The sequence below is a fragment of the Streptomyces sp. NPDC033966 genome, from assembly GCF_055575955.1.
On the sequence record NZ_JBVIRQ010000004.1, the window covers coordinates 125,025 to 137,591 of the forward strand.

Annotated in this window: 10 protein-coding genes; all 10 read right to left on the bottom strand. The window is 71.1% G+C overall.

The features are described from left to right. Nucleotides 1-12: 12 nt before the first annotated feature. The 10 genes from ACZ518_RS12790 to uvrC all read right to left on the bottom strand — a co-directional run bounded on the left by ACZ518_RS12790 (nucleotide 13) and on the right by uvrC (nucleotide 12,396). Complete coding sequence (locus ACZ518_RS12790; protein WP_007263454.1) at nucleotides 13-348, bottom strand: RNA polymerase-binding protein RbpA; 336 nt, start codon at nucleotides 346-348, stop codon at nucleotides 13-15. 178 nt (nucleotides 349-526) lie between these two features. Next, nucleotides 527-760 carry a preprotein translocase subunit SecG gene (gene secG / locus ACZ518_RS12795; protein ID WP_365152514.1) on the bottom strand — a complete coding sequence of 78 codons (234 nt, stop codon included), beginning with the start codon at nucleotides 758-760 and terminating at the stop codon, nucleotides 527-529. Between the two features lie 115 nt (nucleotides 761-875). Beyond that, nucleotides 876-1,661, bottom strand: coding sequence for a triose-phosphate isomerase (gene tpiA / locus ACZ518_RS12800; RefSeq protein ID WP_469113068.1), 786 nt, complete (start codon nucleotides 1,659-1,661; stop codon nucleotides 876-878). A gap of 6 nt (nucleotides 1,662-1,667) precedes the next feature. Then, on the bottom strand, nucleotides 1,668-2,879 hold the full coding sequence (locus ACZ518_RS12805) for a phosphoglycerate kinase (RefSeq protein ID WP_469113069.1): 1,212 nt from the start codon (nucleotides 2,877-2,879) through the stop codon (nucleotides 1,668-1,670). A 150-nt stretch (nucleotides 2,880-3,029) separates the two neighbouring features. Next, entirely contained in the window at nucleotides 3,030-4,034 is a 1,005-nt protein-coding gene (gap, locus tag ACZ518_RS12810; protein WP_469113070.1) for a type I glyceraldehyde-3-phosphate dehydrogenase, read from the bottom strand. A gap of 232 nt (nucleotides 4,035-4,266) precedes the next feature. Continuing rightward, complete coding sequence (locus ACZ518_RS12815) at nucleotides 4,267-7,227, bottom strand: M14 family metallopeptidase (RefSeq protein WP_469113071.1); 2,961 nt, start codon at nucleotides 7,225-7,227, stop codon at nucleotides 4,267-4,269. Nucleotides 7,228-7,377: 150 nt separating this feature from the next. After that, entirely contained in the window at nucleotides 7,378-8,373 is a 996-nt protein-coding gene (whiA, locus tag ACZ518_RS12820) for a DNA-binding protein WhiA (RefSeq protein ID WP_030237199.1), read from the bottom strand. Continuing rightward, nucleotides 8,364-9,428 carry a gluconeogenesis factor YvcK family protein gene (locus tag ACZ518_RS12825; protein WP_469113072.1) on the bottom strand — a complete coding sequence of 355 codons (1,065 nt, stop codon included), beginning with the start codon at nucleotides 9,426-9,428 and terminating at the stop codon, nucleotides 8,364-8,366. The genes whiA and ACZ518_RS12825 overlap by 10 nt, the downstream gene beginning before the upstream one ends. Further along, nucleotides 9,425-10,396, bottom strand: a complete 972-nt coding sequence (gene rapZ, locus ACZ518_RS12830) for an RNase adapter RapZ (RefSeq protein WP_469113073.1) — start codon at nucleotides 10,394-10,396, stop codon at nucleotides 9,425-9,427. The genes ACZ518_RS12825 and rapZ overlap by 4 nt, the downstream gene beginning before the upstream one ends. Next, entirely contained in the window at nucleotides 10,393-12,396 is a 2,004-nt protein-coding gene (gene uvrC, locus ACZ518_RS12835) for an excinuclease ABC subunit UvrC (RefSeq protein WP_469113074.1), read from the bottom strand. The genes rapZ and uvrC overlap by 4 nt, the downstream gene beginning before the upstream one ends. Nucleotides 12,397-12,567 lie beyond the last annotated feature (171 nt).

Genomic DNA, 12,567 nt, shown 5'->3' on the forward strand with positions numbered 1-12,567 from the left:
GGACGGGCCGGCTCAGATCTCGCCGCGGAGCTTGGCGAGGGCCTCGGCGAGGATCGCCTCGCCGTCGGCGTCGGTGCGGCGCTCGCGGACGTACGCGAGGTGCGTCTTGTACGGCTCCGTGCGCGGCGGCGCGGGCGGGTTGTCCCGGTCCTGGCCGGCCGGGAACCCGCAGCGCGGGCAGTCCCAGGTGTCCGGGACCTGCGCGTCGCTGGCGAAGCTGGGCTGCGTCTCGTGCCCGTTCGAGCACCAGAAGGAGATGCGCAGGCGCGGTGCGGATTCACCGCGCTCGGCCTCGCCCATCGGCCCGGCTCCGACCCGACTTCCACGAATCGCGTTGCCACTTGCCACGGTCGTAACTCCCTGCGTGATGGTGCCGCGGAGCGTGAGGGATGTCCGCTGCGGGCGCCCCAGTCTACGTAAGGCCCAACGCACGTCCAGCAACCGGAGTTACTCGCTCCAGCCGTGGACGCAGGACCTCATGATAGGCCGGGCGGAACCGGCGGGACGGCCCGAATGGCCAGAACCGTCAGGAGCCGTTGGACTTCATGAGCAGGCCGAGCGCGACGATGCAGGCGAACCACAGCAGGCCGACGACGACCGTGATGCGGTCGAGGTTGCGCTCGGCCACGGAGGAACCGCCGACCGAGGACTGCATGCCGCCGCCGAACATGTCGGAAAGGCCGCCACCCTTGCCCTTGTGCATCAGCACGAGCAGCATCAGCAGAGCACTGAAGACGACCAGGGCGATCGAGAACCCCATAACCACGGCTGGTTCCTACTTTCTGGGCTTGCTGGGAGGAAGCGGGGGCCGGCAGGTCGCGCGTACGCGGCCCCCGGCCCCCGCAAGGGTACGACGGATCGGCCCTACCGCATACTCACTGGTCGCGGAAGCGGACGATCTTGACGAACTCGTCCACGTCCAGCGCCGCGCCGCCGATCAGGGCGCCGTCCACGTCGGGCTGGGCCATGATCGCGGCGATGTTGCCGGACTTGACCGAGCCGCCGTACTGGATGCGGACCTTGTCGGCCAGCTCCTGGGAGTACAGCTCCGCGAGGCGGCCGCGGATCGCACCGCAGACCTCCTGCGCGTCCTCGGGGGTGGCGACCTCGCCGGTGCCGATCGCCCAGACCGGCTCGTACGCGATCACGATGGACTCGACCTGCTCGGCCGGGACGTCCTTGAGGCCGCCGTCGACCTGGGCCAGGGTGTGCGCGACCTGGTTGCCGGCCTTGCGGACGTCCAGGCCCTCGCCGACGCACAGGATCGGGGTGATCCCGTTGCGGTAGGCGGCCTTGACCTTGGCGTTGCAGACCTCGTCGGTCTCGCCGTGGTACTGGCGGCGCTCGCTGTGGCCGACGGCGACGAAGGTGCAGCTCAGCTTCGCAAGCATCGGGCCGGAGATCTCGCCGGTGTAGGCACCGGAGTCCTGCGCCGAGATGTCCTGGGCGCCGTACTTGATCTTCAGCTTGTCGCCGTCGACCAGCGTCTGTACCGAGCGCAGGTCGGTGAAGGGCGGGAGCACCGCGACCTCGACGGCGTCGTAGTCCTTGTCGGCGAGGGCGAAGGCGAGCTTCTGGACGTGGGCGATGGCCTCGAGGTGGTTGAGGTTCATCTTCCAGTTGCCCGCCATCAGCGGGGTGCGGCCGTTGACAGTGGTCATAGGGGTTCAGCCCTCCAGGGCGGCGAGGCCGGGGAGCGTCTTGCCCTCGAGGTATTCGAGGCTGGCGCCACCACCGGTGGAAATGTGACCGAAGGCGTTCTCGTCGAAGCCGAGGATGCGGACCGCCGCGGCGCTGTCGCCGCCACCGACCACGGTGAAGGCCCGGCTGTCGAGGAGCGCCTGCGCGATGGCGGTGGTACCGCCGGCGTAGTCGGGGTGCTCGAAGACGCCGACCGGGCCGTTCCAGAAGACGGTCTCGGCATCGGCGATCTTCGAAGCGTACAGCTCGCGGGTCTTGGGGCCGATGTCCAGGCCCTCCTTGTCCGCGGGGATCCCGTCCGCGTCGACCGTCTCGAAGACGGCCGGGGTCTTGCCCTTCAGGTCCGGGAAGTCGGCGGAGACCAGGACGTCGACGGGGAGGACCAGCTCGACGCCGGTCTTCTCGGCGCGCTCCATGTACTCCTTGACCTTGTCCACCTGGTCCTTCTGGAGCAGGGAGATGCCGACCTCGTGGCCCTTGGCGTAGAGGAAGGTGTAGGCCATGCCGCCGCCGATGAGGATGCGGTCGGCCTTGCCGAGGAGCTCGTCGATGACGGCGAGCTTGTCGGAGACCTTGGCGCCGCCGAGGACGACGACGTAGGGCCGCCGGACGTCGGCGGTCAGCTTCTCCAGGACGCCGACCTCGGTCGCGATGAGGTAGCCGGCCGCGTGCGGGAGGCGCGCGGGCAGGTCGAAGACCGAGGCGTGCTTGCGGTGGACGGCGCCGAAGCCGTCGCCGACGTAGACGTCGGCCAGCTCGGCGAGCTGGTCCGCGAAGGCGCCGCGCTCGGCGTCGTCCTTCGAGGTCTCACCGGCGTTGAAGCGCAGGTTCTCGATGACCGCGACCCGGCCGTCGGCGAGGGCCGCGACGGTCTCATTGGCGGAGGCGCCGACGGTGTCGGTGGCGAAGGCCACCTCCGCGCCGAGCAGCTCGCCGAGCCGCTCGGCGGCCGGGGCCAGCGAGAACGCCGGGTCCGGGGCGCCCTTGGGGCGGCCCAGGTGCGAGGCGACGACCACGCGGGCACCGGCCTCGGCGAGCTTCGCGATGGTCGGCTGGACGGCGCGGATGCGGCCGTCGTCGGTGATCTCACCGTTCGCCAGCGGGACGTTGAGGTCCGCGCGGACGAAGACCCGCTTGCCGGCGACGCCCTCGGCGAGCAGTTCGTCGATCGTCTTCATGTGTTTCCTACTCCTTGGGAGACCTTCGCCCGGTGGGCGAGGAGGGGAGGGCCAGGCAAGCAACAGGGCCCGAACGGCGCCTCATCGCGCCGAGCGGACCCTGTGCTCACATCGTGGTGCCTTGCCCTACGCTTTTAAGAGCTGACGGCCTTAGAGCTGACCGCCGACGAAGACGGTGAGGTCGACGAGTCGGTTGGAGTAGCCCCACTCGTTGTCGTACCAGCCGACGACCTTGACCTGCTTGCCCTGGACCATGGTCAGGGAGGAGTCGAAGGTGCAGGAGGCCGGCCAGTTCACGATGTCGGAGGAGACGATCGCGTCCTCGGTGTAGTCGAGGATGCCCTTGAGCTGGCCCTCCGCGGCCTTCTGGAAGGCGGCGTTGATCTCGTCCTTGGTGACCTCGCGGTCGAGCTCCAGGACGAGGTCGGTGACCGAGCCGGTGGGCACCGGGACGCGCATGGCGATGCCGTCGAGCTTGCCCTTGAGCTGCGGCAGGACGAGCGCGGTGGCCTTGGCGGCACCGGTGGAGGTCGGGATGATGTTCTCGGCGGCGGCGCGGGCGCGGCGCAGGTCCGAGTGCGGGAAGTCCAGGATGCGCTGGTCGTTGGTGTAGGCGTGGACCGTCGTCATCATGCCCTTGACGATGCCGAAGTTCTCGTCGAGGACCTTGGCCATCGGCGCCACGCAGTTGGTGGTGCAGGAGGCGTTGGAGATGACGTGGTGGCTGGCCGCGTCGTACTTGTCCTGGTTGACGCCCATCACGATGGTGATGTCCTCGTCCTTGGCCGGAGCCGAGATGAGGACCTTCTTCGCGCCGGCCGCGAGGTGCTTGGCGGCGTCGGCCTTCTTCGTGAAGATGCCGGTGGACTCGATGACGATGTCGGCACCCAGCTCGCCCCAGGGGAGGTTCGCGGGGTCGCGCTCGGCGAAGGTCTTGAAGGTGTTGCCGCCGACGGTGATCGTGTCGTCGGTGTGGGAGACGTCGGCCTTGAGGCGGCCCAGAATGGTGTCGTACTTGAGCAGGTGCACCAGGGTGGCGTTGTCAGTCAGGTCGTTGACACCGACGATCTCGATGTCCGCTCCCTGCTCGAGAAGAGCCCGGAAGTAGTTACGGCCAATTCGGCCAAAACCATTGATGCCTACGCGGATCGTCACGAACCGATCTCCTCGTTGGTGCGCCGGCCTGTCCCGCCGGCGAGCTGTATGGGATGTCCCCGACCGCTTACGACCCTACCTCTCTGTGAGCTTTTGAGTGACATCGGTCGGAGCCTGACACTCCCCGCTCTGCGCGGGGGACATGCCCGAGGCCCTGTACCAGTGGCCGTGGCACGGGACCTCGGGGACTTCGGCCCCCGTCACCGAGAGTGAACGGGGACGGGGTCGTGGATCAGCGGTCCAGGGACCTGAGCGCCTTGCCGAGCACCGCGGCGCGGTCCGCCGGGGTGGTGACGTGCTCCAGCCCGAAGCCGAGGAGGACCGTGTCACGCGTAGTGACCGCCGCGTACGACTTGAACAGCTCTCCGGTCCTGGACCAATCTCCCGGAACGCCGGGACTTCCAGCGGGTGCCGGCTGCGCGGTCCACGTCCCGAGGGAGGTCTCGAAGCCCTCGGCGGGCTGGTCGGCGCCGCCGACGGACACCCGTGCCTCGTCGGCGAAGACGCCGCGGCCGCCCGAGGCGGGGTCGGTGATGTAGGAGAGGGAGACCTCCACCGTCTTCCCGGCGTAGGCGCTCAGGTCGAAGGCGGCCTGCTTCCAGCCGCCGGAGGAGCCGGTGAAGCTGTTCCACGCTCCGCTGCTGCCGGACGCGGTGCAGCCGCCGCCGGCGAGGGTGAGGTAGCGGCGCAGGAACGGGTGGCCGTTGACGAGGAACCCGGCCTCGCACTCCGCCGGAACTGTGGCGGAGCTCAGCCCGCCCGCTTCCGGGAGTGTGGTCCAGTCGTCCCCGCCGGCCGTACGGGCCTCCAGGACGGCGTGGTCGTAGCCCTCCTCGGTGTTCCAGTTGAGGGCCGTCTTCAGCTTCGGCTGGTCGGCGGCGGTGACCTTGGTGAGGTCGATGGTGCGCGTGAGGCGCTTCCAGTCGTCGTCATCATGGGTCGCCGACGCCATCCCGGTACCCGCGTAGGGGGCGTACGGGTTCGTCACTCCGGCGTACTGGCCCGCCTGCGCGCTCTTGAACTGCGGGAACTGCGCCGCCGGGAGCGCGTCGGAGGTGACGGTGTAGGCACCCGGGACGTTCAGCGGGTTGCCTGCCGCGTCGCCGAGGGCGCCCTTGGCGCCGGCGAGGGAGCCCGCGCCGCCGAAGCCGGTCGGGCCCGTGACCGAGGCGCGGCCGTAGGCTCCGAGGTAGTACTGGCTGAAGTCGTCGGTCAGCGCACGGCCGACCTGGGCCCGGCCGCCGGCCAGTTCACCGGCCTCGACGAGCTTGCCGCCCTCGTTCAGGAAGTCGCGGACCGCCAGCTGGGTGGGTCCGCCCGGGGTGCCCGCACCGGTGTAGTGGACGGCCGTGCGGAAGTGGGAGAGCACGCCGAGGTGGTGCGGGACGCCCTGGGCGGCCACGTCCCACACGGCGGCCGGCTTCCCGTTCGCCCGCAGCGCGTCCACGTAGCTCTGGGCGTGCTGCGCCTCGGCGCCCTCCTCGGCGATCACCAGGACGTCCGCGCGCGGGCGCTCGGCCACGGTGTACGTGAAGTGCTCGCTGGAGACCTTCTTGCCGGAGCGGTCGCGGCCGGTGAACCAGACCTCGACCTCGTCCCCGGGCTTCGCGCCGTCCACCGTGGCGCGGTACTCGTCGAACCAGTTGTTGTCCTCGCCGCCGTAGACGCCCCCGCCCTTCCAGGCCTTGAGCCCGTCGTCGTGCGTACGGCCGCCGTTGATGCGGAAGTTGAGCTGCTTGTCCTTCAGCGCCTTGCGGGCCGTGACGGCGACCGTCTGGTCCTCGCCCTTGGCCGCGTAGGAGGTGGTGAAGGTGTCGGGGGTGAAGTCGGCGGCGCTCAGGCCGACGGAGGAGGAGGGCCGGTCGGGGTGCGCGGCGCTCTCGCCGACGCTCAGCGCGAAGGGGACGTTCTTGGCGAACTCCTGCTGGATCAGCTTCTCGTCGTCGGGGAAGTTGAACCCGGAGGCGCAGTCCTCGGGCTTCCAGGCGTCGTTCGGGTCGATCGCGGACGCCGTCTGGCAGGTGGTCATCTCCGGCGTGAACATCATGACGCCGTTGACGTTGGCCGCGTGGCCGTCGGCCTCGCCGTTGGTCGTGTACAGCTCGGACGAGAGCTGCGGGTGGTAGCCGGGGACGGCCGGGTTCTCGGGGGTGCCGGCGAGCGCCTTGTAGGCGACGTCGTCGGGGGTGGGGGTGGCGACCTGCCAGCCCACGCCGTACAGGATCAGCTCGGACGCCGAGTGGTAGTTGACGGCGTACTCGAAGCCGATGCGCTTCTCGAAGCCGTCGAGGGCCGTGGTCTCGGGCTCGGACTGCGCCTTGGGGCCGCGGAAGGTCTCGCTGGAGGGGCTCGGGGAGGACCCCTCGTTGTCGTAGCCCCACTTGTGGGCGAAGTTGCGGTTGAGGTCGACGCCGTCCACCGCGGTGATCTTGCCGTCGCCGTCGTTGTCGCGGAGGTTCTTGCGCCACAGCCGGGTGCTGTCGGAGGTGAACGTGTAGTCGTAGCCGTCGGGGTTGGCGGAGAGCAGGAACCACAGCTCGGTGGAGTCCACCAGCGTGGTGATCCGCGGGTCCTTGCCGTAGTTGCCGAGGGTGTGGTGCATCAGCCGCCGGGTCATCTCGGGGGTGATCCACTCCCGGGCGTGCTGGTTGGACATGTAGAGCACGGAGGGCTTGTCGCCGTCCTTGGTCCGCTTCGCGTCCTTGGTGACCTTGAGGGCGAGGATGTCCTTGCCCTGGAGGCTCTTGCCGATGGAGACGACCTTGGTGAGCGCCGGGTTCTCCTGCGCGGTCCGCAGGATCTCCTCCTGGAGGCCGCCCTTGCCGCTGTACGGGCGGAAGACCCCGTCCCCGGCGGCCTTGGCGCGGGCCAGGCCCTGGGCGGGGACCTTGCGCTCGGCGAGCTTGACCCCCTGGGCCGTGAGCTGCCCGGCCTGCTCCCCGGTGAGGAAGAGCTCGACGCGGGCGGTCCCCGTCTCCGGGGCCCGCTCGGAGAGTTCGTGGGAGTCCTGGCCGGCGGCGAGGACGAGCGGGACCTGCTCGCGGGTGATGTCGGCGTCGTAGACCCGTACCTCGTCGGCGCCGGATGCCGTGCCGGACGCGGGCCGGGCCTGGGCCGCGACGGGTACCGCGGCCAGTGTGGTTCCGAAGACGAGTGCGCTTGCGGCGAGGATCGATCTCGCGCGGTGCCTCATGTGCCCCCCTGGGCGTCGTCTGCCACGAAAGCTTCGGACGCAAGGCTCACGATCCGAAGATGCACATGTCAACAGGACAAACGGGAGCGGACCGGGCCCGCACGCGGGTGGACGTGCGGGCCCGTCGGGGCGCGTACCGCGGGGGCGCGGTCAGCCGGCCATGTTGTCGGCCAGCTCCTCGCTGAGGTCCAGGTTCGACTCGGTGCCCGGGATGCCCAGGTCCTGGGCCCGCTTGTCGGCCATCGCCAGCAGGCGGCGGATCCGGCCGGCGACGGCGTCCTTGGTCAGCGGGGGGTCGGCGAGCGCGCCCAGCTCCTCCAGGGAGGCCTGCTTGTGCTCCATGCGCAGCCGGCCGGCCGCGGCGAGGTGCTCGGGGACCTCCTCGCCGAGGATCTCGAGCGCGCGCTGCACCCGGGCGCCGGCGGCCACCGCGGCCCGCGCCGAGCGGCGCAGGTTGGCGTCGTCGAAGTTGGCGAGGCGGTTGGCGGTGGCGCGCACCTCGCGCCGCATCCGCCGCTCCTCCCAGGCCAGCACCGACTCGTGGGCGCCGAGGCGGGTCAGCAGGGCGCCGATCGCGTCGCCGTCGCGGACCACGACCCGGTCCACGCCGCGCACCTCGCGCGCCTTGGCGGCGATGGAGAGCCTGCGGGCGGCGCCCACCAGGGCCAGGGCCGCCTCCGGGCCGGGGCAGGTGACCTCCAGGGAGGAGGAGCGGCCCGGTTCGGTGAGGGAGCCGTGGGCCAGGAAGGCACCGCGCCAGGCCGCCTCGGCGTCACAGGTGGCGCCGGAGACCACCTGCGGGGGAAGACCCCGGATGGGGCGGCCGCGGCCGTCCACGAGGCCGGTCTGGCGTGCCAGCTGGTCCCCGCCCGCCACGACGCGTACGACGAAGCGGCTGCCGCGGCGCAGTCCGCCCGGGGCCATGACCACCAGGTCGGAGGAGTGTCCGAAGATCTCCAGGATGTCCTTGCGCAGCCGCCGGGCGGCGATCCCGGTGTCCAGCTCCGCCTCGATGACGATGCGGCCGCTCACCAGGTGCAGGCCGCCCGCGAACCGAAGGATCGCCGAGACCTCCGCCTTCCTGCAGCAGGTCCGGGTGACGGGGAGGCGTGAGATCTCATCCTTCACCGCGGGCGTCATCGCCATGGGCCGATCCTTCCATGCATCCGAAAAATACGGTCGTACGCGGCGGCCAGCAGCTCCGGATCGTGCTTCGGAGAACCGTCCTGCCTGGCCACGGGAGCCAGCTCGACCGCGGCACCGAACCGTTTCGCGGCATCGGCGAGGGACTCGCGGTCGGGCACGGCGGCCTCGTCGGCCAGCACCACGTCCAGGGCGAGTTTAGGGGCGTGTCGGGCCAAAACCTCCAAATGACGCTGCGGAGAGAAGCCCTCTGTTTCGCCGGGCTGCGGCGCCAGGTTCAGCGACAGGACCCGCCGGGCCTTGGTCTGCACCAGCGCGTCCAGCAGCTCCGGCACCAGCAGGTGCGGGATCACGGAGGAGAACCAGGACCCCGGGCCCAGCACCACCCAGTCGGCGTCGAGCACGGCGGCGACGGCCTCCGGCACGGCCGGCGGGTCCGTCGGCACGACCTGTACGGAGAGCACCTCGCCGGGGGTGAGGGCGACCGTGGCCTGCCCCCGGACGGTGTCGACCTCGTCCGGGCGCGCCGGGTCGTGGCCCTTGACCAGGGCCTGGAGCTCCAGCGGCACCGCCGACATCGGCAGCACCCGGCCCTGCGCGCCCAGCAGCTTCCCGACCAGGTCGAGGGCCTGCACGGGGTCGCCGAGCTGCTCCCACAGGGCGACGATCAGCAGGTTGCCGACCGCGTGCCCGTGCAGGTCGCCCTCGGACTGGAAGCGGTGCTGGATGACCCGGGCCCAGGTCTGGCCCCAGTCGTCGTCACCGCACAGCGCGGCCAGCGCCTTGCGCAGGTCGCCCGGCGGCAGCACGCTCAGCTCCTCCCGGAGCCGTCCGCTGGAGCCGCCGTCGTCGGCGACGGTGACCACGGCCGTGAGCTCGCCGGTGATCCGGCGCAGCGCGGCGAGGGAGGCCGACAGGCCCATGCCGCCGCCGAGGGCGACGACCTTGGGCGCGGCCACCTTCGACGCCGCGCGGCGGCCGGCGCGGCCCGCGCCCTCCTCACCCCGCCCGGGGGTGAGGCGGCGCAGGCGGCGCAGCCGCAGGGTGCGTCCGGTCACTCGCGCCCCATGTCCCGGTGGACGACGACGGTCTCGACTCCCTCGGAGGCGAGGCGGGCGGCGAGCTTCTCGGACATGGCCACGCTGCGGTGCTTGCCGCCGGTGCAGCCGACCGCGATGGTCACGTACCGCTTGCCCTCGCGGCGGTAGCCGGCGGCGATGAGCTGGAGCAGCTCGGTGTAGCGGTCGAGGAACTCCTTGGCGCCGGGCTGGCTGAAGACGTAGCCCGACACCTCCTCGTTGAGCCCGGTGAAGGGGCGCAGCTCGGGGACCCAGTGCGGGTTGGGGATGAAGCGGCAGTCGACGACGAGGTCGGCGTCGACGGGCAGGCCGTACTTGAAGCCGAAGGACATGACGGTGGCCCGCAGCTCGGGCTCCTCGTCGCCCGCGAACTGGGCGTCCATCTTGGCGCGCAGCTCGTGCACGTTCAGGCTGGAGGTGTCGATGACCAGGTCGGCGTCACCGCGCAGCTCGCGCAGCAGGTCGCGCTCGGCGGCGATGCCGTCGACGATGCGGCCGTCGCCCTGGAGGGGGTGCGGGCGGCGGACCGACTCGAAGCGGCGGACCAGCGCGTCGTCGGAGGACTCCAGGAAGACGATGCGCCGGGTGACCCCGCGGGCCTCCAGGTCGGAGAGGGACTCGCGCAGGGCGTCGAAGAACTGGCGGCCGCGGACGTCGACGACGACGGCGATCCGCGCCACGTTGCCCTGCGAGCGGGCGCCGAGCTCCACCATGGTGGGGATCAGCGCCGGCGGGAGGTTGTCGACGACGAACCAGCCGAGGTCCTCCAGACACTTGGCCGCCGTACTGCGGCCGGCTCCGGACATCCCGGAGATGATCACCAGCTCGGGGATGGCGGTCTCGGCGTTGTCGCCGGGCTCCACGGTCGTGCCCGTACTCACCTGTGCTCCGTCTCGGTCGTGCTCGTTCGTGTGCTCGGTCGGCTGTGCGGTCTCGTGCTGGGTCATGGCGCGGTCCCCCGTTCGGACGATGTCTCCGCAGGTGCGGAGGCCTCGTCCTCAATGATCTCTCCTGTCGCCGTGTTGACTGCAGGACCGGCGGGAACCGCCCCGGCGAGGGCGGCGGCCACGGTCTCCGCCGTCTTCCGGCCTATGCCCGGGACCTCGCAGATCTGGTCGATTGTCGCCTGTCTCAGTCTCTTCACCGAACCGAAGTGCTTCAACAGGGCCACCTTGCGGCTCTCGCCGAGGCCCGGGACCTCGTCCAGCGGGCCCGCCTTCAGGCGCTTCCCGCGCTTGTTGCGCTGGTACTGGATGGCGAAGCGGTGGGCTTCGTCACGTACCCGCTGGAGCAGGTAGAGGCCCTCGCTGGTGCGGGGCAGCACGACGGGGTCGTCCTCCCCGGGCAGCCAGACCTCCTCCAGCCGCTTGGCGAGCCCGCACACGGCCACGTCGTCGATCCCGAGCTCCTCCAGGGCCCGCTTGGCGGCCGCCACCTGGGGCTGCCCGCCGTCGACGACGACGAGCTGCGGCGGGTACGCGAAGCGCTTGGGGCGTCCGTCGTCCTCGGGGACCTCCCCGTCCTCCGCGTCCCACTCGCCCGTCTTGAGCTTCTCCTGGAGGTAGCGGCGGAAGCGCCGGGAGACGACCTCGTGCATGGACCGGACGTCGTCCTGCCCCTCGAAGCTCTTGACCTGGAACCGCCGGTACTCGCTCTTCCTGGCGAGCCCGTCCTCGAAGACGACCATCGACGCCACGACGTCGTCGCCCTGGAGGTGGGAGATGTCGAAGCACTCGATGCGCAGCGGCGCGCCGTCCAGCTCCAGGGCCTCGGCGATCTCCTCCAGGGCCCGGGAGCGGGTGGTGAGGTCGCTGGCGCGCTTGGTCTTGTGCAGGGCGAGCGACTGCTGGGCGTTGCGGTGGACGGTCTCCATCAGCGCCTTCTTGTCCCCGCGCTGCGGGATGCGCAGGCTGACGCCGGACCCGCGCCGGCCGGCGAGCCACTGGCTCAGGGCGGGCGCGTCCTCGGGCAGCGCCGGTACGAGCACCTCCTTGGGGACGGCCTCGCCTTTCTCCTCCCCGTACAGCTGCTGGAGGGCGTGCTCGACGAGCCCGGCGGTGTCCACGGCCTCCACCTTGTCGGTGACCCAGCCGCGCTGGCCGCGGACCCGGCCGCCGCGGACGTGGAAGATCTGCACGGCCGCCTCCAGCTCGTCCTCGGCGACCGCGACGAGGTCGGCGTCGGTGGCGTCGGCGAGGACGACGGCGTTCTTCTCCATCGCGCGGCGCAGGGCGCCTATGTCGTCGCGCAGCCGGGCGGCCTTCTCGTACTCCATCTCCTCGGCGGCCTCGTGCATCTGCTTCTCCAGCCGGGAGAGGTAGGTGCCGGTGCGGCCCGCCATGAAGTCGCAGAAGTCCTCGGCGAGTTCCCGGTGCTCCTCGGGGGTGACCCGGCCGACGCAGGGCGCGGAGCACTTGCCGATGTAGCCGAGCAGGCAGGGGCGGCCGATCTGCGCGGACCGCTTGAACACTCCGGCGGAGCAGGTGCGCACCGGGAAGACGCGCAGCATCAGGTCGACGGTCTCGCGGATCGCCCAGGCGTGCCCGTACGGGCCGAAGTAGCGCACGCCCTTCTTCTTGGGCCCGCGCATGACCTGGACGCGGGGGTACTCCTCGTTCATGGTCACGGCGAGGGAGGGGTAGCTCTTGTCGTCCCGGTACTTGACGTTGAACCGGGGGTCGAACTCCTTGATCCAGGAGTATTCGAGCTGGAGCGCCTCGACCTCGGTGGACACGACGGTCCACTCGACGGAGGCGGCCGTGGTGACCATGGTCGCGGTACGGGGGTGCAGACCGGCGATGTCCTGGAAGTAGTTCGCCAGGCGCTGGCGCAGGCTCTTGGCCTTCCCGACGTAGATCACCCGGCGGTGGTCGTCGCGGAACTTGTAGACCCCCGGGGAGTCGGGGACCTGCCCGGGCTCGGGACGGTAGCTGGAAGGGTCGGCCATGCCAACCACCCTACTGGCGGGGGCCGACAACCCCCCGCACCCCGGCCCCGCCGACGGCCCATCCAGCCCGCCCAACCCCCGGCCCCGCCGACACCCCCGGCCCGTCCCCGGCCCCGCCGCCCCCCTCAGCCCCACCGGCACCCTCAGCCCCGCCGGCGTCCCCGGTCCCGC